This is a genomic window from Kocuria nitroreducens (assembly GCF_042879195.1).
GTDB lineage: Bacteria > Actinomycetota > Actinomycetes > Actinomycetales > Micrococcaceae > Kocuria > Kocuria nitroreducens.
On sequence record NZ_JBHZTC010000005.1, the window covers coordinates 26,258 to 47,716 of the forward strand.

A 21,459-nucleotide genomic window follows, 5' to 3' on the forward strand; every position below is an offset into this window, starting at 1 on the left:
GGCCCGGGGCCGCTCAGCCGCCGAAGCGCCGTTGCCGCGAGGCGTAGTCGCGCAGCGCCCGCAGGAAGTCCACGCGCCGGAAGTCCGGCCACAGCGCCTCGCAGAAGTAGTACTCGCTGTAGGCGGACTGCCACATGAGGAACCCGGACAGCCGCTGCTCGCCCGAGGTGCGGATCAGCAGGTCCGGGTCCGGCTGCCCCCGCGTGTAGAGGTGCTGGGAGATGTCCTCCACGGACAGGCTCTGCGCGAGCTCCCGGACGTCCGCGCCGGCGTCGAGGGCCTCGGTGAGGACCTCCCGCACGGCGTCCACGATCTCCTGCCGGCCCCCGTAGCCGACCGCGATGTTCAGGTGCGGGCCGGCGTTGTCCGCGGTGCGCTCCGTGAGGTCGGCCAGGCACGCCGCGAGCCTCGGCGGCAGCATCTCCAGGGCGCCGACGGGCTGGACCCGGCAGATGCCCGCCTCGGTGAGGGTGTCCATCAGGTCGGAGATGATCTCGAGCAGGGGCTCCAGCTCCGCGGCCGGGCGCTTGAGGTTCTCGGTCGAGAGGATGTAGAGGGTGACCACCTCGATGTCCAGCTCCCGGCACCAGCCGAGGAACTCGACGATCTTCTGCGCCCCCGCCTTGTGCCCGTCCGCGGTCGAGGCGCCGAACTGCTTGGCCCACCGCCGGTTGCCGTCCACGAGGACGCCGACGTGCTTGGGCAGCCGGCGCGGGTCGAGCTCGGCGGAGAGCCGGCGCTCGTAGAACCGGTAGAGCGGCCGTGGCTTGGGCATCTGTGCTTCCTTCCGGGTTCTCGCGCACGGTGTCTGTGGTGGGGCCGGACGTGGTGGGGGCCACGGTGCCGGACGTGGTGGTGGTCACGGACCCGGCCGGCTCTCGGCGACGCCTCCTAAACTACCCGGTGGGAGGCCGGACGGACTCACGAACAGAACGCCGGAAGGAACATCATGGAGCACACGCACGGCGCCGTCGGCCGGGCCGCCGGCCGCGTCGAGGAGGCGCTCGAGCACCGGATCGAGGGCCTCGTGGAGCGCAAGCCCGCGTGGCGGGGCTGGATCCACGCGAGTTTCACGCCCGTCGTCGTCGTCCTGGGTCTCGTGGCGATCCTGCTGGCGCCCACCGCCGAGCTGCGGATCGCGTGCGCCGTGTACGGCGTGACGGGCATCCTCCTGTTCGGCGTGTCGGCGATCTACCACCGCGCCTACTGGCCCCGGCGGCTGCACATGGTCCTGCGCCGGATGGACCACTCGAACATCGCGCTGCTGATCGCCGGCACCTACACCCCGCTGGCGGTCGCGCTGCTGGCCCCGGCGCAGTCCCGGCTGCTGCTGGCCGTGATCTGGTCCTGCGCCGCCGGTCTCGTGCTCTTCCGGCTGCTGTGGACCCTGGCGCCGCGCTGGCTGTACACCCCGCTGTACGTGGTGATGGGCTGCCTGGCCCTGTTCTACCTGCCGCAGTTCTGGCAGACCAGCCCCCCGGCGGCCGCGCTCACCGCCGCCGGCGGCATCGCCTACATCACCGGGGCCGTGGCCTACGGCACCCGGCGCCCGCGGCTGCTCCCCCGGGTGTTCAGCTTCCACGAGGTCTTCCACGCCTTCACGGTGCTGGGCTTCGTGCTGCACTACGTGGCGATCATGCTCGCGATGCTCAGCTGAGCGGGCCCGCCCCGTCCAGCTGCTCCTGGAGCTCCGCGACGGAGTGGACGGGGGCCCGGCAGGCGAAGTCCCGGCACACGTACACCGTGAACCGGCCGCCGAGCGCGGTCTTCCCGCGCGCCGAGCCGGGCGCCCCGGAGGCGTCGGCGTCCACCACCCGGGTGCTCAGCACGGCGGCGGGCCCCACCGCGCGCCGCGCCGCGAGCTTGTCCTCGGCGGTCCCGCCCGCGAGCACCACGTGGGCCGGGGCGGACGCGAGCTCCGCCCGCACGGCCAGGGCCCGGCCGGCGCTGCGGGGCGAGCGCCGGGCCAGCAGGTCCAGCGATCCCAGCAGGGACGCGACCGGCCGCACCCGCCGCTCGTCCTCCTCGAGGACCCACAGCTCCACGAGCACCGCGGCGAGCACGGCCGTCCCGGCCGGCGTGACGTCGTCGAGAGGATCCGCCCTCCCGGAGGCCCCGGCGGCGAGCAGCGGCGCGGGGACGTCGGCCAGGTCCGACCACACCCGCTCCGGAGCGTCCGGTCCGCCGTCCGCGGCCGGGTGCGAGAAGCGCTCCGCGGCGACGTCCGCGAGCTCCCGGGCCCGCTCGTACCAGGGCGTCGCCCCGGTGGCCCGGTACAGGACGAGGAAGCCCTCGGCGACCATCGCGTAGTCCTCGAGCAGGCCCTCGATCGAGTGCTCCGCCGAGCCCGCGTGGCTGGTGCGCGCGAGCCTCCGGCCGGACGCGTCCCAGTGCACGGCCCACAGGTGTCCCGCGGCCTCCTCGGCGGCGAGCACGAGCGCGGGGTCCTCCAGCAGCACCCCGGCCTCCGCGAGCGCGGCGACCGTCATGCCGTTCCAGCCGGCCACGACCTTGTCGTCCCGGGCCGGAGCCGGGCGCCGGGCCCGCGCGGCCGCGAGCGCCGGACGGGCCGTGTCCCACAGGGCCTGCTCGGCGTCGTCGAGGACCCGGCCGGGGTGCAGCGGCTGCGGGGGTCCGGCCGCCACGCCCATGAGGTCAGCCACCGCCGTGCCGCGGTCGGCGCCCAGGACCTCGTGCAGCTCGGACCGGCGCCACACGTAGAACGCGCCCTCGCCGCTGTGCACGTCACCGTCCGCGGCGGCCGTGTCCGCGTCCAGGGAGGACGCGAACGCCCCGCCGGGCAGGCGCAGTTCGGCCAGCAGGAACCCGGCGGTGTCCGCGGCGGCCCGCCCGTGGCCGGCGTCGGGCTCCACGTCCGCGGCGCGCGCGAAGGCCCGCAGCAGCTGAGCGTTGTCGTAGAGCATCTTCTCGTAGTGCGGCAGGGACCACTCTTGGGTCACGGAGTACCGGTAGAAGCCGCCGCCCACGTGGTCGAACAGCGCCGAGCCGCGCATCGCGCCGAGGGTCCGCCCGAGCAGGCCCCGCGCCCGGTCGGCAGTCCCCGGGGTCCCACCGGCGGCGAGCCGCTCCAGGAGGGGCAGCACCGTGGAGGGCGGGAACTTGGGGGCGCCGCCGAAGCCCCCGTGCGCCGGGTCCTCCTCCCGCAGGAGCACCTCGAGTGCCACCGCGGCCGGGTCCGTCCCGTCCTCCTCCGACGGCACCGCCGCCGGTACGGTCACGGCGGCGCCGGCCAGGGCGGTGCGCAGGTCCTCCGCCTGCTCGGCGATCGCCCGGGAGACCGCGTCCGCGGCCTGCTCGAGCTCGTCCCGGCGGGTGGACCACGCCGCGGCCACCACCTCCAGGACCTTCCGGAAGGACGGCATCCCGTGGGCCGGTCGGGGCGGGAAGTACGTGCCCGCATGGAACGCCCGCCCGTCCGGGGTGAGGAACGCGCTCATCGGCCAGCCGCCCTGCCGGGCGATGAGCTGCGTGGCCGCCATGTAGGTCGCGTCCACGTCGGGGCGCTCCTCGCGGTCCACCTTGACGGGCACGTAGTGCTCGTTGAGGTAGGCGCCGATCTCGCGGTCCTCGAAGGACTCGTGGGCCATCACGTGGCACCAGTGGCAGGCGGCGTAGCCCACCGAGAGGAACACCGGCACGTCGCGGCGGGCGGCCTCCGCGAACGCGGCGTCGTCGAACGGCTGCCAGTCCACGGGGTTGTCCGCGTGCTGGCGCAGGTAGGCGGAGGACTGTCCGGTCAATCGGTTGGGCACGGGTGGCTCCTCGGATCTCGGGTCCTGCACACGGGCCCGCGGGCGGGCCCCGGTCTCAGCCGCGCCGGTCAGGGCCCTCCGGCTCCTCGGCCGGCGCCGGGGGCTCACCGCCGGTCCGGGCCACGTCGTCGCCGTCGGCCCGGGCACCGTCGGTTCCGGTTCCGGCCGTCCGGGCCCCGTCCGCCCCGGCGTGTCCGCCCAGCCGCTGCTCGGCGGTGCGGCGCTCGGCGTACTCCGCGCGGTAGCGCAGCCGCCGGTTGCGGCGGTTGAAGTCCCGCACGAGGAAGATGACGGCCACGGCCAGCAGCAGCGTCATGAGGAAGCCCAGCATTCCGGGGGTCACCTGGCTCGGGTCCAGGCCGGGGCGCAGGGTGCCCTCGTCGATCGGGTTGGGCGCCATCGCCGGCAGCAGGGCGAGCACGTTCAGCACGGTGGTCATCCCGGCGCTCAGCCCACGATCCCGGCGAACAGGTCGTGCTCCGGCAGGCCGGTCGGCACCCGGGACTCCGCCAGGACGTAGTCCTCCCACGGCCACACCTGGGACTGCAGCTCGGCGGAGACGGCGAAGAACATCCCGTCGGGCGCCACCTGGGTCCGGTGGCTGCGCAGCGCCTCGTCCCGCAGCGTGAACGTGTCCGGGCACCGCACCTTGGTGGTGGTCTCGTGCCGGGGCGCCGGCGGGCGGTGGCCCTCCGGGTCGCTCTCCTGGAGCATCGCGATCCGGGCCGCGTACGGGGACTGCAGGCCGCGCTCCTCGAGAGCCTCGTGCAGGGCGAGGAAGCGCTCCACGTTGAACGCCCGGTCGTAGTAGAGCTTCTGCGGGGTCCACGGCTCGCCGAGGCCCGGGTACTTCTCCGGGTCCCCGGCGGCGCGGAACGCCTCGACGGAGACGTTGTGCGTCTGGATGTGGTCCGGGTGGGGGTAGCCGCCGTTCTCGTCGTAGGTGACGATCACGTGCGGCCGGAACCGGCGCACGAGCCGGACCAGCGGTGCGGCGGCGCGCTCGAGCGGCTGCAGGGCGAAGCAGCCCCACGGCAGCGGCGGCAGCGGGTCCCCCTCGGGCAGCCCCGAGTCCATGAAGCCGAGCCAGCGGTGGTGGACGTCCAGCGCGGCGGCCGCCTGCGCCATCTCGTGCCGGCGCAGACCGGTCAGGTCCCGCTCGGCGTGCGGGTGGCCCTCCATCTCGGCGTTGAGGATCGAGCCCCGCTCCCCACCGGTGCACGTGGCCACCATGACCTCGACCCCCTGCCGGGCGTAATGGGCCATGGTCGCGGCGCCCTTGCTCGACTCGTCGTCGGGGTGGGCGTGGACGGCCAGCAGGCGCATCTCTGACAGGGAGGTCACTCGGGAGATCCTCTCGGAACGGTCGGGGGAGACGGGGACGCGGCCGGTGCGGGCACGGGCCGCCACCCATTTTACGCGTTCGCCAGGGAGTCCTGCGCCCGGGATGCTCCCAGGGGCCTCCGCTACAGTGGTCGGGCGGTCGCCGGGCCCGGCGCCGCCCCCCAGCCCCCGAGACCCGAGGCCGCCGTGTCCACCGACTCCCCAGACCTGCTCCGCGACCGCTACGGAGCCGCCCGCCGCCAGCGCCGGATCGGGACCCGCGGCTGGATCGGCCTCGTGCTGGTGGCCACCCTGGTCACGGCCGGCTTCGTCGCCTGGGTGGTGACGGCGCGGCAGAACGCCCCCACCTTCAAGGACATCGGCTTCGAGGTGGTCTCGGAGGCTCGGGCCACGGCGGACTTCGAGCTCACCAAGCGCCCGGGGGACGTCGTGACGTGCGCGGTGCAGGCCCTCAACCAGGAGTACGCCGTGGTGGGCTGGGTCGAGGTGACCGTCGGGGCCGTGCCCGAGGACCGGCTGGGCGACGGCGGGACGAGTTCCCACCGCGCGGCCGTGCGCACCACCAACCTGGCGACCACGGCGGTCGTGGACTCCTGCCGGCTCGAGGGCTGAGCCCCTCGCCGGACGGGGCGCCCGTGTGTCGCCGCCGTCGTCGTCGTGCTTTGGGCTTGCCCGCCCGCCCCGCCTAGACTGGGGGATCAGGACTCCCCGTCCCCGGCAGCCGGACGCCACCCGAAACGGACGACCAGCACCGGGGCGGGGTCTTTGCGTAGCGGACCCCCGCACCGCCGGCGGCCCCCGCGCCGTCGTCCCGGTCGGGCCGCGGACCCGCCCGGACCCCGGGCGGGCAGCCGCGGCCCGACCGCCCGTCCACCGAGGAGAGACTGTGACCACCACGAACAAGACCGGCGCCTGGCTGACCCAGGAGGCCTACGACCGCCTGAAGAGGGAGCTCGACCACATCTCCGGCCCGTACCGGCAGGAGATCGTGGAGCGCATCGACCAGGCGCGCTCGGAGGGCGACCTCAAAGAGAACGGCGGCTACCACGCCGCCCGCGAGGAGCAGAGCAAGAACGAGGGGCGCATCGTCCACCTCAAGAACCTGCTCGAGAACGCCCAGGTGGGCGAGGCCCCGGCCGACGACGGGGTCGTCGAGGCCGGCATGGTCGTCACCGCGGAGATCGCCGGCGAGGCGATGACCTTCCTCATCGGCTCCCGCGAGGTGGCCGAGGACCTTGCCGCCGGCAGCGCGCTCGAGGTCTTCTCCGAGAAGTCCCCGATGGGCTCCGCCATCTCCGGTCACCGGGTCGGCGACGAGCTGTCCTACACCACCCCCAACGGCAAAGAGATCCCGGTGAAGATCCTGGACGCCAAGCCGTTCCAGGGCTGAGGCCCTCGTGACGACCCACTGGTTGCGCAGCCCCGGGCCGGGCACCAAGGCCCTGATGGTCCTGACGGTGGTGCTGGCGGTCGTGGCCGTCGTGCTGCACTTCGCGGGCCAGGGCGATCCGGCCGCGAGCGCCCCCGGCAGCCTGCGCAACATCGTCGTCTTCGCGACGTTCGTCAGCGCGTTCGTCACCTACCTGACCGGCCGGCGCCGCTCCTGACGCCGCCCCCGCCCATGACGGCGCCGGTCCCCGAGGGGACCGGCGCCGTCGTCGCCGGGAGCCCGGATCAGGGTCGGTGTCGGACGACGGTCAGTGCACGACGACGGGGTGGTAGCCCTCCGCCTCGAGCGCCCGGAGGATCTGGCGGCAGTGCTCGTGCCCCTTGGTCTCCATGTCGATGGTGATGGACACGTCGCCCAGGCTGAGCGAGCCGCCGATCCGGGTGTGGTCCACGCCGGTGACGTTGGCGTCCTGCACCGCGATGAGCTGGGAGATGCGAGCGAGCTCTCCCGGGCGGTCGGTGAGCATCATCTTGATGGTCATGTACCGGCCGGCCGCGGAGAGCCCCCGCTGGATGACCTTGAGCATGAGCATGGGGTCGACGTTGCCGCCCGAGAGCACCACCACCGTGCTGCCGAGGTCCGGGTACGCGGCCTGCAGCCGGCCGTCCAGGAGGGCCGCGACGCCGACGGCGCCGGCCGGCTCCACCACGAGCTTGTTGCGCTCGAGCAGGAAGATCAGCGCCTGGGCGAGGGAGTCCTCCGAGACCGTCACGACGTCGTCGGTGAGCTCCTTGATGATGCTGAACGGCAGCTGCCCCGGTTTGCCCACGGCGATGCCATCCGCGATGGTCGAGACCCGGTCGAGGGTCACGAGAGCGTCCCCCGCGAGGCTGGGCGGGTAGGCCGCCGCGTTCTCCGCCTGCACGCCGATGAGCCGGATCGGCCGCCCGAGCTGCTCGGCGCGGGCCTTGACCGCCACGGCCATGCCGGCGAGCAGTCCCCCGCCGCCCACCCCGGTGATGACGGTGTCGACCTCGGGCACCTGGTCGAGGACCTCGAGGCCGAGCGTGCCCTGGCCCGCCACGATGTCCGGGTGGTCGAAGGGGTGGACGAACACCGCCCCGGTCTCCGTGGCGTGGCGCTGGGCCTCGCCGAGGGCCTCGTCCACGCTGGTGCCGTGCAGGATGACCTCCGCGCCGTGGTCCTGGGTCGCGGCGACCTTGGGCAGGGCCGCGCCCAGCGGCATGTAGATGCGGGCGGTGATGCCCAGCTTGGCCGCGGCGAGTGCCACCCCCTGGGCGTGGTTGCCGGCGGAGGCCGCCACGACGCCCCGGGCCTTCTCGTCGTCGGTGAGCTTGGCCATCCGCACGTAGGCGCCGCGCACCTTGAAGGAGCCCGAGCGCTGCAGGTTCTCGGCCTTGAGGTTCACCTCGGAGCCGACCAGCCGGGAGAGCGCCCGGGAGTGGGCCACCGGAGTCCGGTCGATCACGCCCTCGAGGAGCGCGGCGGCGTCCTGGATGTCGGCGAGACGGACGGGCAGTGCGGCCAGGCTCACGGTGCGTCTTCTTTCCCGGTCGGTGCGTCGGTGCAGGACCGTGGGGGGTCCACTGGGGCCCGCCACGGTGAGCGCCCGCCGGCGGCGGGCGCGGTCCTCATCCTAGTGCTTGACCGGGGGCCGCTCGGACCCGCGGGGAGCCCCGCGGCCGGGCCCGCGCCGGGTCTCCTGGCCGCTGCCCGCCCCGGTGCTCCGGCCGCTCCCGGGTGCCGCTCCCGCGGCGGCCCGGGCGCGGTCGTCCCGGCGGCCGCGCTTGAGCGCGGCCTGCAGCCGTTCCTTGGCGCGGGTCCGGCGGAAGCGCTGGAGCTGCGCCATGACCTGCTCGCGAGTGAGCTCGTTCTGCCGGGCGTGCTTCTTGATCTCCCACGGGAAGTAGTACGGCTCCCAGGGGATCTCGTCGTCCGCCTTCCAGGTCCCGCCCACGAGGTAGCGCACCACGGTGTTGAGGAAGGCCATCACGGGCACCGCGAACAGAGCACCCGCGATGCCGAAGAGGATGGTCCCGGACGCGACGGCGAGGAAGACCGCGAGGGGGTGCAGGGACACGGCCCGGCCCATCACGAGCGGCTGCAGGACGTTGGACTCGATCTGCTGGATCAGGAGCACGAATCCGAGCATGGCCAGGGCGGTGCCGAAGCCGTTGGCCACGAGGGCGACGAGCACGGCCACCGCGCCGGTGAGCACGGCGCCCACGATCGGGACGAAGGAGCCCAGGAACACCAGGATGCCGATGGGCAGGGCGAGCGGGACGCCGAGCATGGCGGCGCTCAACCCGATGCCCACGGCGTCCACGAACGCCACGAAGCCCTGGATCCGCGCGTACTGCACGAGTGAGGTCCACCCCCGGCGGCCGGCGCCGTTGACGGCCCGCCGCGCGCTGACCGGGAACAGCCGGACCAGGAAGAGCCAGATGCGCTCCCCGTCCATGAGGAAGAACAGCAGGGTGAAGAGCATGATGATGATGCCGGTCAGCACGTTGCCGGCCGTCGAGCCGAAGGACATGGCCCCGTCCAGGATGGCCTGGCTGTTGTCCTGGACCGTGGTGCCGAGGTCGTCGATCCAGTCGTTCACGCTGTCGGCACTGAGGTTCAGGGGCCCGTCCTCGAGCCAGCCCAGCAGCTGCTGCGTGCCGACCACCACGTTCTGGGACAGCTGCGCGAAGCCCAGCACGATCTGCCGGCCGGCCAGCACGAGCAGGCCCGTCACGAGGGCGATGAGCCCGAGGACCGCGATCCCCGAGGCCAGGCCGGCCGGCACGTGCTGTCCCCGCAACCACTTCACCAGCGGGAACAGGAGCCCGGCCAGCAGACCGGCGATGAGCACGGGGATGATGACCACCGTGATCGTCGACAGCATGTACCCGAGCAGCCCTACGGCCGCGAGGATGATGATGAGCCGCCACGACCACGCCGCGGCCACTCGCACCGAGACCGCGACGCCGCCCGCGGCGTCGCCGTGCAGCGGGGGGAGCTCGGCGCTGCGCCCCGGCCGCAGGGGCCGCTCGGCGTCGTGCGATGTCGAAGGCATGGAGCCATCTTGGCACGCCGTTCCGACCGCCGGGCGCGCCCCCGGCCGGGGCCCGGAGACGAATCCGCGGGCCGGTCCGGGCCGCCGAGCGCGCGCGGTGGAAGACTGGCGGCATGTCACGCACCTTTCTCCGCGTCCTCGCCCAGCGCCGGCCGGCTCCCGGCCTGACCCCGGATGCTCCTCCGCGCGAGGAGCTGGAGGCCGTGCTCCGCGCGGCCGCCGGGACCGCGGCGGCCGATCCGGGACTGAGCTGGCGGGTGGCCGTGACCACCCGCCGTTCCGCCCCGGAGCTCGCGGCGGCCCTGGCGGGTCTGACCCGCGTACCTGACATGTCGGCCCCCTTCCCCCGACTCAAGGGCAAGCAGCTGCGCCGGCTCGCTGCCTTCCGGGGTGCCCTGAAGTGGGCGAGCACGGGAGGTCTGGGCTGCGCCCTCGTCTTCAGTCCCGACGACACCCTGGGCGTTCCCCGCAAGGAGCAGCTGAAGGCGGCGCACGGAGCCCGCCCCCTGCTCGAGGCCGCGTTCTGGGCCGCCGGCTGGGGCACCGTGTGGTCCCACCGCGACGGCGAGGGCGAGGCCGCGGTCCGCGCCTTCTACGGGCTGGCGGAGCAGGAGAAGCTCCTGGGCTGGCTGTTCGTGGGCCGCCCGCCGCGGGGCGTGGCGGCCGAGCACACGGCCACCCGCCCCACACCCGGGCCCCGCATCTCGTACCACTGAGCCCGTCCCTCCGCGCCCGCTCGCCGTTCCGGGGCCACGGCACGACGACGGCCCGGGACCCGCGGTGCGCGGGTGCCGGGCCGTCGTGGGGGACGCAGCCGGGGCGAGGACCTAGCTCGAGGTCATCTCCCGGATGATCGCCAGGATGCGGAGGATCTCGATGTAGGTCCAGATCAGCGTGACCGTCAGGCCGAAGGCCGCGGACCAGGCCATTTTCTCCGGGACGCCGACCTCGACACCGCGCTTGATGTTGTCGAAGTCCAGCACGAAGCTGTAGGCGGCGAGCAGGATGGCCACGGCGCCGATGAGCAGGCCCAGCCAGGGGCCGAGCGGGCTGTCCGTGCGGATGTTGAAGCCGAACAGGAGCACCGCACCCAGGTTGACCAGGGCGAAGACGACGTACGCCATGAGCGCGACCATGAAGATCTTGGTGGCGCGCGGGGAGGCCCGGACCTTCCCGGACCGGAAGAGCACGAGCACCGAGACGAACACGGCGATGGTGCCGATCACGGCCTGCACCACGATGCCCGGGTACATGGCCTCGAACATCCCCGAGATGCCGCCCAGGAACATGCCCTGGAACAGGCCGTAGGCGAGGATCAGCGCGGGCGAGGGCTCGCGCTTGAAGGCGTTGACCAGACCGAGGACCAGACCGACGAGGGCACCGGGGATGGTGAGGATCGGCATGATCCAGCCCGCGAGCGCACCGACGACCACGGCGCCGAGCACCGTGGCGGTGCGCATGATGACGTCGTCGTAGGTCATCCGGCCGGTCTGGTTCGTCCCGGCGGCCGGGGCGTTGTACATCGAGTCCAGGCGCTCGGCCGAGTACGGGGCGCCCTGCTGCGGCCGGCCGTAGCCGGGCTGCTGGTAGCCGGTCTGTCCGTAGCCGGGCTGCTGCTGGTAGGGGGTTCCGTAGGAGGTCTGTCCGTACTGGTTCCCGTAGGACTGGGCGCTTCCTGCGCCCGGCTTCGAGAGATCGCGGAGAAGCGGGTTACCGCCGGCCATTGAGGGGTCCTTCCGTGGCACGGTTGTGCGTGATGTGCGTCCAGCGTAGCAAGGCCGGCCGGACGAAAGCAGGAGAACTGCTGTGCTTAAGCCGTGGGCGTGCGGGCGGCCCGCCGGGCGTGGGCGGCGGCCCCCAGGAGAGCGGACAGACAGCCCTTCGCAGTTGCACACATGCTGGGGGAACGACCGCAGTCCCGATCCGGAGGCCCGTCATGCCCGAGTCCCCCGCCCACTGGGTGCCGCTGGCCGCGATCCCGGTGCTGCTCGCCGTCGGGGCCCTGGCCGTCCTGCACTGGAGCCGCTACCTCGGGGCGATCGGCCGGCTGGAACGCGTGCGGACGTCTCCGGGCGCCACCCCGGACCCGTCCAGCGCCGCCTGGCTCGAGCTCCGCAGCGAGGAGCACTACCGCCGGGCCTACCGCCTCACCTGGGCGGTGGCCGTGGTGCTCGCCGTGGGCCTGACCGCCGCCGTGCTGGCCGGCTGAGCCGCGGCGCGCTCCCGTGGTCCAGCTGCCCGGCGCCGTCCTCCTCTACGGCTGCCTTGTCGTCGCCGGGTCGGGCGCCACAGCCCTGTGGAGCCTGGTCCAGGTCGCGCTCGACCTCGCACCGGCCGCCCCCCGCCGGTCCCCCGGCGCCCGTGCCTCCGCCCGCAACCACCTGCGCCGCGCCACGTCCGCGACCGCCGTGGCCCTGCTGACCGCGGGCGTCCCCTCGCTGCTGCGCCACCTCGAGTGGCTCGCCGTGCTCGCGAGGACCACCTGAACCGACCGGCCGGGACCGCCCGAAGAACCTTGCGGGCGTCACACTTCGTGATGAAGTCGTGATCTTCACTTAGATCTGTTCGCATTGATTTGCATATGAGAACCTTTTCCGGGATCCCCCCAGCCCCCAGGAGTTCGCCCATGCAACGATCCATGCTCGCCCCCACCCTGTCCGCCCTCACCATGGCCCTCGTGCTGGCTCCTCTCACGCCCGCCACGGCCTCCCCCGCCGAGAACGCCACGACCCTGTCCCCCCAGCAGGTCAGCGACGAGGCCCCGCCCGAGATCACCGACCGGATGATCGTCAAGTACCGCACCCCCGTGAGCGACGCCGAGTCGGAGCAGGTCGTCCAGGACGCCGCCGCCGGGGCCGACGTCCCCGAGGCCGAGGACACCACCGAGGTCCGCACCACCGGCGACGGCGCGGCCGTCGTCGAGCTGGCCGACGAGGTCTCGACCGACCAGGCCGAGAGGCTGGCCGAGGAGCTCACCAAGGACCCGGCCGTGGCCTACGCCGAGCCCGACCGCCTCGTCTCCACCGCCCGGATCCCCGGCGGGGACGAGGCGGAGCCGGAGGGCATGGGCTCCGTGGCCGCGACCGCCGTGGACCCCGGCGTCCCCTCCCTGTGGGCCCTGACGAACCTGCGCGCCTTCGAGGCGTGGGACACCGCCACCGGCAAGGGCGTCACGGTCGGGGTCGTCGACACCGGCTTCGCCAACCACCCGGACCTGGACTCCCAGACCATCGGCGGCTATGACTTCGTCTCCACCGCCGCCCTCGGCAACGACGGCAACGGCCGTGACGCGGACCCGCGCGATCCGGGCACCTACTCCACGGCCGGCCAGTGCTACGCCGGCTCCGCCGCCACCAACTCCATCTGGCACGGCACGCACGTGGCGGGCACCGTGGCCGCCAAGCGGGACAGCTACGGCACCGTCGGCATCGCCCCGGACGCCACCCTGCTCAACGCCCGTGCCCTGGGCGCGTGCGGCTACGGCTACGTCTCCGACATGGCCGACGCCGTGCGCTGGCTGGCCGGCGACACCGTGGCCGGGGCCGCCGCCCCGCGCAAGCGCGCCGACGTGATCAACATGTCCCTCTCCATGGGCGGGACGTGCCCGGTGACGCTGCAGAACGCCATCAACACCGCCTGGTTCCGGAGCATCCCCGTGGCCGTGGCCGCGGGCAACAGCGGCCGCCCGGCGATCGAGTACGCCCCGGGCAACTGCTACAACGTGATCACGGTCGGCGCCATCGGCTCCGACCGGGTGCGCGCCAGCTACTCCAACCACGGCGGCGCCGTGGACATCTACGCCCCGGGCCACCACATCCTCTCCGCGGGCAACACCGGCACCCGGGGACCCGTCGCGCCCAACAGCCGATTCGACTACGGCACCTCGATGGCCACCCCGCACGTGGCCGGCACCCTGGCCCTGCTCAAGCAGAAGAACCCGGGACTGACCTCCGACCAGTACAAGCAGCTGATCCTCGACTCCGGGGACATCTGGTCCACCCTCCCCGGGGGCAAGACGCTGAACTCCCACGACGCACTCTGGATCACGAAGTCCGCCGTCACCGCGGCACCGGCGGCGCCCACCCCCACCTACACCACCAAGGGCGCCGTCGGATCCCTGTACCAGCGGATCAAGAGCCAGACGGGGGCCCCGACCTCTCACGAGCAGGCCGTCGCCGGCGGGGTCCGCCAGACCTTCTCCAAGGGCACGATCTACTGGTCCTCGGCCACCGGCGCCTACTGGGTGCGGGGCGGTGTCGAGACCGCCTACAAGCGCAACGACACCGCCGCCGGTGTCCTGCGCTTCCCGCGCTCGGACGAGCTGTCCAACGGCATCGGCGGGGCCTACCAGCTGTTCCAGAACGGCCGGATCCTCTGGTCCTCCCGCACCGGGGCCCACGCCCTGACCGGGGACATCGAGAAGGCGTTCGCCGCGGCGGGCGGCGAGAAGGGCGCCCTGGGCTACCCCACCGCGGACCGGCGGAGCAACGGCATCGGCGGGTACTACCAGACCTTCCAGAACGGCCGGGTCCTCTGGAGCTCCGCCCACGGGGCCCACGCGATCACCGGCGCCACCAGCGCGGCCTACTCCCGGGCCGGCAGCGAGCGCGGGTCGCTGGGCTACCCCACCTCCGGGGCCGTCCCCGACGGCCGGGGCGGCACCACGCAGTCCTTCCAGAAGGGCCGGATCGTCTGGAGCGCCACCGGCGGGGCACGCGCCCTCAAGGGCTCGATCGGCGCCCAGCACAACCGCTCCGGCGGCACGGCCGGCGCCCTGGGCTACCCCACGACCGACGAGGCGGCCACCAGCACGGGCGGGGTCTACCAGGTGTTCCAGAAGGGCCGGATCTACTGGAGCCCCAGCACCTACGCCCAGGAGACCAAGGGCTCGATCGGCAACGCCTACGTGGCGCTCGGCGGCACGACCAGCCGCCTGGGCTTCCCCAGGACGGGTGAGGTCACCCGCGCCGACCGCTCCGTGGTGCAGTACTTCCAGGGCGGTTCCATCACCTGGCGGCCGGGAGGATCCATCCGGATCGACTACCGCTGACCCGGCACCGGCACCCTCGCGGCCCCGCTCCGTCTCCCGGAGCGGGGCCGCGCCTCGTCCGGCGCCGCGGGGCGTGCTGCCTCCGGGCCGGCCGGTCGCCGGGGGCCGGGAGCACTGCCCGGCGCCCTCGGACGGGGGTGCCCCCCAGTCGGACCCGAACTGACACCGAGCGGATTCCACTCCCACAGACGTGTTGCCTGCGACGGCCCCTGACGGTCAGCGAGATGACAGGTTCCGGACGGTCTTCGCCGCGTGCGCCGAGCCGGTGCGGGCTCATCCCCCCTGTGTGCGGACGGACACGGCACGGTCCCCGTGGCTGCGATGAGACGCACGACAAGCCGGACGGCGGAGCCGACAGTCGTGGAACCACAGGCCGGAGAGCCCGAGGTGCTGAAGAAGCGCCGGACGCGGCTGTGGTGGTTCGCCGCCTGGTTGCTGCCGACCTTCGTCGCCGACGAACTCCTCGAGGCGGCCCTGGACCGGATGCCGGCCACCGGCGGCTACAGATCTTCCAGCGCCGTGCTCGGGCTGCTCGCCCTCGCCGTGTGCTTCATCTGGATCCAGCGCACCCACGTCAAGCACGCGAGGCTGGTGGCGGAAGGGGATCCGGACCCGCTGCCGGCGGCCTACGACCACGTGACCCGGCCCGGGGCGGGGTCTTCTTCGGGTGGGGTGCGGCGGTGCCGGGCTGGGCGGTCCCGGTGCTGCTGCTGGTCTTGCTCGGGCCGGCCCCTGCTCTGTCGCCCTGGCCGATCCTCGGCACCACCGCGCTGATCCACGGCCGGATGGAGATGGCTCATGCCCGCGTCATGGACGCCCACCGCGGCCGCCCGCCGGCGCCTTCGATGAGGTGACGCCCGCCGGCCCGGCTGCGTGGCACGATACGAGTGAGCATGGTCGGAGAGGGAAGGAGCAGGGCGTGTCGAGGCGATGGCAGCAGGTGGTTCTCCAAACGGCGATCATCGTCGCCCTCATCGTGGGGCTGCGTCTGATCCTGGGCGAGTGGAACTGGTGGCTGACCGGGATCGGCGTGGCTGGGTTGCTGCTGAGCAACCTGTGGTCGAGTGGCACCCGTCGCGGCGGGGAGACCGGCCCGCAGGAGGGGTCATGACACCGGACCGGCGGCTGCGCGGGCACCTGATCGCGATGCTCGTCGGTGCGGCGTTCCTGGTGCGCGGGCAGTTCGGGTCGTGGCCGCCGGAGACCGACCTCCAGCGGGTCCTGACCGGTCTCACCGCGGCCGCGGTGCTGATCGCCGTGTCGCTGACGGTCGACGAGTGGCGGCAGGGCAGCAAGGCCGGCCGCGATGACTGAGCCACAGTGCCAACGCACCGGTCTCCGTCGCGGAGTCCGGGGCGTTCGCATCCGCACCGACTCCGCAGTGTTTGTGACAGCCTGCCGGGTGCGACCGTAACGATCGTGCGGTCAGGCGGCCTCTTGGCACCCATGCTCTCGCTGGGACGATGACACTGGGCCCGTGGGCACCGCTCGACGCCGCCTGCAGCCTGAAAACCATCCACTGCACCTGCCGTGGACAGCGTCCGGTCCGTCCTCGGCACCCAGCCATGAGGACCGATCATGAACACCACCCAGCGCATCACCGCCGCGGCCGCTGCCGTCCTGCTGCGCGCCGCCACACCGGCCGGCGCAACCAGCCATGAGCCCGCCCCGCCGGACGAGATGCAGGAGCTGCTGCCCAGCACCCACGGCAAGTTCGTGCCCTACCCTGACGAGGCGAAACAGCCCTTCACCACCGCTGCCTGCGACTCCGAGGTCACGCTCGCAACGGGTGACGTCGATGAGAGGGAGTACCGGGTCCTCATCGACACGGAGGGGAACACGGTGGTGGAGTCCCGCGGCGAGACCACGCTCGACATCACCCGTGCCTCCGACGGTGCCACGCTCGATGAGGTCAGCGTGGACGGGCGAAGCTTCCAGACCAATGCCGCCGACGGGACCTCGCTCACCGTCAGCGGGTCAGGGCCCGGGGTCGTGTTCCCCTACAGCGAGGCCGAGGCGCAGGCGTTCGCCGAGGCCGGGCTGCCGGAAGCCTTCCTCTTCCTGTCCGGAGAGCTGACCGGGACGATCACCTTGGAACCCGCATCGGAGCCAGGACAGGAGCCGACGGTGGTGTCGGCGGAGATCACCGAGAACTCCACGGAGTACGTCTTCGACCTGTGCGACCTGCTCGACCAGGCAGCCGCCGAGCAGTAGAACACCTCTCCGTGCGTCGACCACTCTGAACACCGGCGGACCTCACCGGGTGTCCGGTGGCACGCGCAACGCCCCGGTCTCCGTCGTGGAGCCCGGGGCGTTGAGCGTCTCGGGTGTGGTCGGTTCAGGCGGCGGAGCCGATCATCCCTTCGAGTTCCTCGGGGCCGTACCGGAACCCCAGGGCCTCCCGCAGGTCGAACCGGGCGACCGGGGTCAGCATGTCGGTCGGGGACGCGCCGATGGCCTCGTCGCCCGTCTGCACCGGTTCCAGCTCCTCCTCGACCATCTCGCGCACGATCGGGTAGTCCTCACCGGACTCCTCGTTCGCGCGACCCTCCAACAGGTCGAAGAGGAAGTCCACCACGACCGCGGTCAGGAATCCGTCCTCGTCGGTGGCCGAAACGACCTCGGCGATCGTCACCGGCTTCTCCAAGGTGGACAAGGCCGGCTGGACGGCGTGGACAGCGAGGGAGTCCGGGGCGTGACCGGTGGCCGGCTCGGCGGCGACAGCGTCGGGGATGGCGTTCTCGGCGGGTGCGTCGGTGGTCGTCTCCATGCCCTCCAGGTGCGCGGAACGCCTTGTCGTCGGGCAGGCATGACCGCGGACGTGGGTCTGCCGCTGAGTCCGGCGCCCGTGGCACGATGCCCGGACGGGGGGGGGTCAGGGCGCATCGGGGAGCACGCATGGAGGTCGAGGTCGTCCCAACGGCCACAGGGCGAATCGGTTCCGGCGCACGGTGCCGCGCCCGTCCGTGGTGGTGAACCTGGCGTTCGGACAGCTCTTCGTCTGGGACGACCAGGACGTCCACCGGTCCATGTCGGGCGCCCGGTGCTCGACTGGCTGGAGTGGCGGGTCCGGACCTACGAGAGGGACCGCCAGGACGAGGAGCAGCGCTCAGCTCCAGTCGGCGCCGGCCGGCAGGTCCGCAGGCGTGCCGAGCGCACCGACGGCGAGCACTCGGGCGACCAGCACCAGCAGCGGCGGGATGATGGCCAGCCCCACGATCCAGGCGCGCTCCCGGTAGGCCTGTGCAAACAGCTCAGCGGTCTCCCCATCGGCGCCGCCGACCCACTGGCGGTAGGAGAGCCGTCCCGAGTACCGGCTGAAGTAGCGGGCCAGGACGTAGGCGTAGGCGAAGAAGGCAGCTCCGACGGCCGGGACGACGACCGTCTGGGTGTCCGTGACGCCGTAGAGCACCTGAGTGCCCACGGCGATCATCAGGAGCAGGCTCATCGTCAGCATCGCGACGTGGAACAACGTCACCGACAACCGGGTCGAGACCACAGGAATGTCCTCGGGTGCACCGGCGATCCGGGTGGCGATGGGAGCCCTGGCCAGCGTGGCGATGATGGTCACGAAGAAGATCACAAACACGACGGCGAACGAACCGATGATCACGAAGCCCTGCCTCTCTCGCTGGAACGGAGGCCGCTGCCTCCGGACACTCTCAGGCTAGGAGTTGCAGGCGCGAACCGCTGTCCGCACTGCTGCGGTCCGCGGAGTCGGTCGCCGATCATGCCCCGGCCATCTCCGCCGGTGCGCCCCCCTTCAAGCCCTCGGCTCCCTGCTGACCTCGGCCGTCTCGCGCTCGATGTCCGACAGCGAGTACGCCACCTCCTCGAGCAGCCGCTCGGCGCCGGCGGGGTCCGCCTGCAGCCAGGTCTGTATTCGTCCGCAGGGCCCGTGCAACGGCGCGGGCACCTCCTCGTCGGCGGTGTTCACAGCTGCCATCCGCCAGGCTCACGCGGCAACCGCTCCCGCAGCTCGACGATGTCCCGGTCCGTCGCCGGCCCGGCCAGATGGCGCTCGGCCCAGGCGAAGAACCGCTGGGCCTCCTCCAGCAGCGAGTCGAGGAACGGGACGGGCTCGACCATCACCTTCTGTCCGTCGGCCGAGAAGTACATTCTGCGCTTGACCGTCTCCAGCACCACCGGCAGCGGCTGGTCCGGGTAGTCGGTCACGCCGTGGCCGGTGTCCAGGAACTGCCCGACCGTGTTCACCAGGCAGCACCACAGTGCCGACACGTCGTCCACCGCCCCGAACGGCAGCAGCTCAGCCCCCTGGCAGCGCAGCCGGATCTCGCCCTCGCTCCGGTGCCGGTCCCGGCGCCGGCGAGACTGCCACAGCGCGGACGCCTCCGCCGCGTGCTCGTAGATGTCCAGCAGGCAGTCCTGCGGGTTGGCTGCCACCCCGGCCGGGTCGATGATCGGCCCGTCCGTGAGGATCAGCGTGGTGCTGGTCACGCGTGCCGTGCGGAGGTACTGCGCCCAGGTCGAGTCACCGGTCGCAGCCGCCCACGCCTCCCTCATGCAGCCGGCGCCCGACCGAGGCGCTGCAGCTCGCTCCACAACGGAGGACGCCCGCGGGCAGCGAGGAACTGGTCCACGGTCGTCAGCGCCGGGCACGGCAGATCCCCGGGCTCCTCCCGCACGGAGTCGCACTCGTCGCAGACCACAATGGTCTCGTTCGTGGCGTTCACCCGCCAGGGGCTGATGACTCCGTTGTCGCAGCACGGGCACTGGTCGGGGTTCATGGCGACTCCTTCCGTCGGATCGGCCTGTCCCCGGCGACTGCTGCCGGGGCGTCCACCGGATCGACCGAGGACCCCGCCGCGCTGGGGCTGCAGCGCTCACGAGGTCCTCGGGTGATCCGATGGTGCACCGCCACACCCCGGTGGTGGAAGAGTCCTCACACGACCGCCGGCGTCGGTCGGCGACTTCCAGTCGCACCAGCCACCGGGCCGGCGAGGCTTCGGCGGCAGAGTCGGTCACCAGCCGCGGGTGGCGCCCATGCGAAGGTTGCTCATGCACACCATGAGTGCGGACTGCCTGCGGACGCACACACCGTGCCGGACACTCGCCGCAGAGGTCCTGCGCACGTTCCTGCGGCACCGCCCCGGCTCCGCGACGCCTTCGGGCACCGGCAAGTAGAGTCACACCCATGGGTGAGCCGCTGTACGAGCTGATGGACATGCACCAGGCCGCTGACGCGCTCGACGCCTACCTGACTGAACGCGAACCTGCGCTGCAGCGCCTGCGCGCAGCACTGGCCGGTCACGGTCTGGATCCCGAGGAGATGCTCGATGGTTCCGTCTACTCGGTGTCCCCGCTGTGGGCGTGGATCAACACCCGGGCCACCGAGCTCGGCGTGGACCCGCACACCCTGACCGAGGACCCGACCCGGCCCGCCTGGCCGTCCTGGGCTCGTCGCAGCCGGCTCGTGGACCCGCACCCGCCGGCAGCCACGTTCGCACTCGTTGACGGCTTCGCCTCCTACCTCGCGCACGTCATCAGCACCGCGGCGCCGCAGGCTTCCTGGCGGGTCGGTGAGCACCTCATCTCCGACCACCCGCTGCTCAACTACCCGGTGCTGGCGACCGAGCACCACCAGATCTTCCTGCCGGCCATCCCGCTCTACGGCGCCTACCAGTGCGCCCACGGCCGGGACCCGATGAGCGGGACCGAGATGCTCGCCCACACCCGCCGCACCATCGACGCGATGCACGGGGAAGGCCCCGAGGCCGAGGCCATCGAGGAGCCGATGGTGACGGTCGTCGCCGAGCTCGACTGCTTCGACGTCGGCCTGCGCGAAGACATCCCTGCCCAGCACCCGCAGGTCGTGGCTCATCTGATCGCTGAGCTGTGCGACCGCGACGGCGTCGAGTCGGTCCACCGCTACGGGCCCTCCGCGCTGATCGTCAACGTCCACGACTGGGACGAGCTGCGGCTGAAGCTGTGGTGCACGATGTGGCTGCAGCGCCACCTCCCGCGCTGAGCTGTCGGCGCTTCCGGTCTCGGCGGCGCCGCCACCCCTCGAGGTAGAAACCAGTGACTCCGCACAGGAGGATCCCGAGTGCGGTCGCGCCCCTGTCCCACGCCGTGGAGAGCAGAACGAGGTACGTGCCGGCACCCAGGAAGAAGGTCACCGAGAGCGTGATCTCCCGCTCGTGCTTCCGCTGCTCCGACGTCTTCACCCCGGGGTGCCGCGGGCACAATGCACTCCCTGATTGCCCCGTCGTCGCCGGCGGACCACCAGCGTCAGCATCACCACGAGCAGCGCCGCTCCTGCCGGCATCACCCAGCCGCCCCACCTGCCCCGGAGCAGGAACACGTTGCCGCGGCAGGGACCATGGCTCTCAGCCTTCCGCTGGTCGTCCGGGTGCTGCTCGATCCGTCCGGAGAGATGCGCACACCGTGGTGGCCGGTGGCCCTCGCCGCGGTCTTCGGGTTGCCGCTGCTCGTGCACCACGTCACCCGGGCGCCGCGTCCTCGGCGGGACAAGCGCGTGGGTCCCCAGCGGGCGAAGTCGATGCTCCGGTTGCCCGAGCGGCCGGGGGGGTCGCGCCGGACGACGAGCCTGTGCGCGTGGATGCAGCCGTGGAGGCCTGCGATCGCATCGAGGTGGCAGTCAACGGAGCCGGCTCCGTCAGCGCCTTCTTCATCCTGATGCCGACTCGCGACGAGCGGCTGTGGACCTCGCTCACGGTCGTCTTCGCCTTCGTCACCGTGCTCTGCGTCGTCAGGGCCCGCCGCGGGTGGGCCTGCCTGCGCGCCCTGCAGTCCGCCGGGCGCACCGGCTGACGACCCGGCATCACCACTCGGTCGA

The 21,459-nt window shown here is 72.7% G+C and carries 26 protein-coding genes; 14 read left to right on the forward strand and 12 right to left on the reverse strand.

Translation table 11 applies throughout. The annotated features are described in order from the left end of the window. Positions 1-13: 13 nt before the first annotated feature. Positions 14-775, reverse strand: a complete 762-nt coding sequence (locus tag ACFYE1_RS04295) for an isoprenyl transferase (protein WP_387740308.1) — start codon at positions 773-775, stop codon at positions 14-16. Positions 776-949: 174 nt separating this feature from the next. Here ACFYE1_RS04295 and trhA point away from each other — a divergent pair, with 174 nt between their 5' ends. Continuing rightward, a complete protein-coding gene (trhA, locus tag ACFYE1_RS04300) occupies positions 950-1,657 on the forward strand; it encodes a PAQR family membrane homeostasis protein TrhA (RefSeq protein ID WP_387740310.1) in 708 nt (235 codons plus the stop codon). Here trhA and ACFYE1_RS04305 read toward each other — a convergent pair. From ACFYE1_RS04305 to mca, 3 genes are read right to left on the reverse strand one after another with little or no spacing between them, the layout of a single operon-like run. Then, positions 1,650-3,773, reverse strand: a complete 2,124-nt coding sequence (locus tag ACFYE1_RS04305) for a thioredoxin domain-containing protein (protein WP_387740313.1) — start codon at positions 3,771-3,773, stop codon at positions 1,650-1,652. The two genes, trhA and ACFYE1_RS04305, sit on opposite strands and share 8 nt — an antisense overlap. Before the next feature lie 55 nt (positions 3,774-3,828). Further along, positions 3,829-4,212 (reverse strand): hypothetical protein, encoded by a 384-nt coding sequence (locus ACFYE1_RS04310; RefSeq protein WP_387740315.1) that lies wholly within the window; start codon positions 4,210-4,212, stop codon positions 3,829-3,831. An 8-nt stretch (positions 4,213-4,220) separates the two neighbouring features. Continuing rightward, entirely contained in the window at positions 4,221-5,099 is an 879-nt protein-coding gene (gene mca, locus ACFYE1_RS04315; RefSeq protein ID WP_387740651.1) for a mycothiol conjugate amidase Mca, read from the reverse strand. Positions 5,100-5,303: 204 nt separating this feature from the next. Here mca and ACFYE1_RS04320 point away from each other — a divergent pair, with 204 nt between their 5' ends. The 3 genes from ACFYE1_RS04320 (at position 5,304) to ACFYE1_RS04330 (ending at position 6,724) form a co-directional block, all read left to right on the forward strand. Beyond that, the gene (locus ACFYE1_RS04320) at positions 5,304-5,729 is read left to right on the forward strand and encodes a DUF4307 domain-containing protein (protein ID WP_387740317.1); all 426 of its coding nucleotides are present in this window, start codon (positions 5,304-5,306) and stop codon (positions 5,727-5,729) included. 274 nt (positions 5,730-6,003) lie between these two features. Then, complete coding sequence (gene greA / locus ACFYE1_RS04325) at positions 6,004-6,507, forward strand: transcription elongation factor GreA (protein ID WP_387740319.1); 504 nt, start codon at positions 6,004-6,006, stop codon at positions 6,505-6,507. A 7-nt stretch (positions 6,508-6,514) separates the two neighbouring features. Further along, positions 6,515-6,724, forward strand: a complete 210-nt coding sequence (locus ACFYE1_RS04330) for a hypothetical protein (RefSeq protein ID WP_387740322.1) — start codon at positions 6,515-6,517, stop codon at positions 6,722-6,724. Positions 6,725-6,814: 90 nt separating this feature from the next. Here the strand turns inward: ACFYE1_RS04330 and ilvA are convergent, their stop codons facing one another. Both ilvA and ACFYE1_RS04340 read right to left on the reverse strand, forming a co-directional pair. Continuing rightward, positions 6,815-8,062, reverse strand: a complete 1,248-nt coding sequence (ilvA, locus tag ACFYE1_RS04335) for a threonine ammonia-lyase (protein WP_387740324.1) — start codon at positions 8,060-8,062, stop codon at positions 6,815-6,817. A gap of 102 nt (positions 8,063-8,164) precedes the next feature. Further along, complete coding sequence (locus ACFYE1_RS04340; RefSeq protein ID WP_387740326.1) at positions 8,165-9,589, reverse strand: AI-2E family transporter; 1,425 nt, start codon at positions 9,587-9,589, stop codon at positions 8,165-8,167. Between the two features lie 113 nt (positions 9,590-9,702). On the opposite strand from ACFYE1_RS04340, the gene ACFYE1_RS04345 reads away from it, so the two are divergent. Continuing rightward, positions 9,703-10,305: a nitroreductase family protein gene (locus tag ACFYE1_RS04345; RefSeq protein ID WP_387740329.1), complete on the forward strand. Its 603-nt coding sequence runs from the start codon at positions 9,703-9,705 to the stop codon at positions 10,303-10,305. Between the two features lie 111 nt (positions 10,306-10,416). Here ACFYE1_RS04345 and ACFYE1_RS04350 read toward each other — a convergent pair whose 3' ends face one another. After that, positions 10,417-11,313 carry a Bax inhibitor-1/YccA family protein gene (locus ACFYE1_RS04350; RefSeq protein ID WP_387740331.1) on the reverse strand — a complete coding sequence of 299 codons (897 nt, stop codon included), beginning with the start codon at positions 11,311-11,313 and terminating at the stop codon, positions 10,417-10,419. A 212-nt stretch (positions 11,314-11,525) separates the two neighbouring features. Between ACFYE1_RS04350 and ACFYE1_RS04355 the strand changes: the two genes are divergently transcribed. The 7 genes from ACFYE1_RS04355 (at position 11,526) to ACFYE1_RS04385 (ending at position 16,853) form a co-directional block, all read left to right on the forward strand. After that, complete coding sequence (locus ACFYE1_RS04355; RefSeq protein ID WP_387740333.1) at positions 11,526-11,798, forward strand: hypothetical protein; 273 nt, start codon at positions 11,526-11,528, stop codon at positions 11,796-11,798. A gap of 16 nt (positions 11,799-11,814) precedes the next feature. Continuing rightward, on the forward strand, positions 11,815-12,075 hold the full coding sequence (locus tag ACFYE1_RS04360; RefSeq protein WP_387740335.1) for a hypothetical protein: 261 nt from the start codon (positions 11,815-11,817) through the stop codon (positions 12,073-12,075). Positions 12,076-12,215: 140 nt separating this feature from the next. Further along, positions 12,216-14,639 (forward strand): S8 family serine peptidase, encoded by a 2,424-nt coding sequence (locus ACFYE1_RS04365; protein ID WP_387740337.1) that lies wholly within the window; start codon positions 12,216-12,218, stop codon positions 14,637-14,639. A gap of 360 nt (positions 14,640-14,999) precedes the next feature. Beyond that, positions 15,000-15,413: a hypothetical protein gene (locus tag ACFYE1_RS04370; protein ID WP_387740339.1), complete on the forward strand. Its 414-nt coding sequence runs from the start codon at positions 15,000-15,002 to the stop codon at positions 15,411-15,413. Positions 15,414-15,558: 145 nt separating this feature from the next. Further along, positions 15,559-15,750 (forward strand): hypothetical protein, encoded by a 192-nt coding sequence (locus ACFYE1_RS04375; RefSeq protein WP_387740342.1) that lies wholly within the window; start codon positions 15,559-15,561, stop codon positions 15,748-15,750. Further along, the gene (locus tag ACFYE1_RS04380) at positions 15,747-15,953 is read left to right on the forward strand and encodes a hypothetical protein (protein ID WP_387740344.1); all 207 of its coding nucleotides are present in this window, start codon (positions 15,747-15,749) and stop codon (positions 15,951-15,953) included. Before ACFYE1_RS04375 ends, ACFYE1_RS04380 begins: the two co-directional genes overlap by 4 nt. Positions 15,954-16,217: 264 nt before the next feature. Beyond that, entirely contained in the window at positions 16,218-16,853 is a 636-nt protein-coding gene (locus ACFYE1_RS04385; RefSeq protein WP_387740347.1) for a hypothetical protein, read from the forward strand. A 124-nt stretch (positions 16,854-16,977) separates the two neighbouring features. On the opposite strand, the gene ACFYE1_RS04390 is transcribed toward ACFYE1_RS04385, so the two are convergent. From ACFYE1_RS04390 to ACFYE1_RS04410, 5 genes are all read right to left on the reverse strand, one after another. Then, complete coding sequence (locus ACFYE1_RS04390; RefSeq protein WP_387740349.1) at positions 16,978-17,409, reverse strand: hypothetical protein; 432 nt, start codon at positions 17,407-17,409, stop codon at positions 16,978-16,980. Positions 17,410-17,748: 339 nt separating this feature from the next. Continuing rightward, a complete protein-coding gene (locus ACFYE1_RS04395) occupies positions 17,749-18,252 on the reverse strand; it encodes a hypothetical protein (protein WP_387740352.1) in 504 nt (167 codons plus the stop codon). A 150-nt stretch (positions 18,253-18,402) separates the two neighbouring features. Beyond that, positions 18,403-18,585 carry a hypothetical protein gene (locus tag ACFYE1_RS04400; protein ID WP_387740354.1) on the reverse strand — a complete coding sequence of 61 codons (183 nt, stop codon included), beginning with the start codon at positions 18,583-18,585 and terminating at the stop codon, positions 18,403-18,405. Then, entirely contained in the window at positions 18,573-19,097 is a 525-nt protein-coding gene (locus tag ACFYE1_RS04405; RefSeq protein WP_387740356.1) for a hypothetical protein, read from the reverse strand. The genes ACFYE1_RS04400 and ACFYE1_RS04405 overlap by 13 nt, the downstream gene beginning before the upstream one ends. Before the next feature lie 62 nt (positions 19,098-19,159). Then, positions 19,160-19,387, reverse strand: coding sequence for a hypothetical protein (locus tag ACFYE1_RS04410; protein WP_387740357.1), 228 nt, complete (start codon positions 19,385-19,387; stop codon positions 19,160-19,162). Between the two features lie 407 nt (positions 19,388-19,794). Between ACFYE1_RS04410 and ACFYE1_RS04415 the strand changes: the two genes are divergently transcribed. Both ACFYE1_RS04415 and ACFYE1_RS04420 read left to right on the forward strand, forming a co-directional pair. Further along, the gene (locus ACFYE1_RS04415) at positions 19,795-20,628 is read left to right on the forward strand and encodes a hypothetical protein (RefSeq protein WP_387740359.1); all 834 of its coding nucleotides are present in this window, start codon (positions 19,795-19,797) and stop codon (positions 20,626-20,628) included. A gap of 590 nt (positions 20,629-21,218) precedes the next feature. After that, positions 21,219-21,434: a hypothetical protein gene (locus ACFYE1_RS04420; RefSeq protein WP_387740360.1), complete on the forward strand. Its 216-nt coding sequence runs from the start codon at positions 21,219-21,221 to the stop codon at positions 21,432-21,434. Positions 21,435-21,459 lie beyond the last annotated feature (25 nt).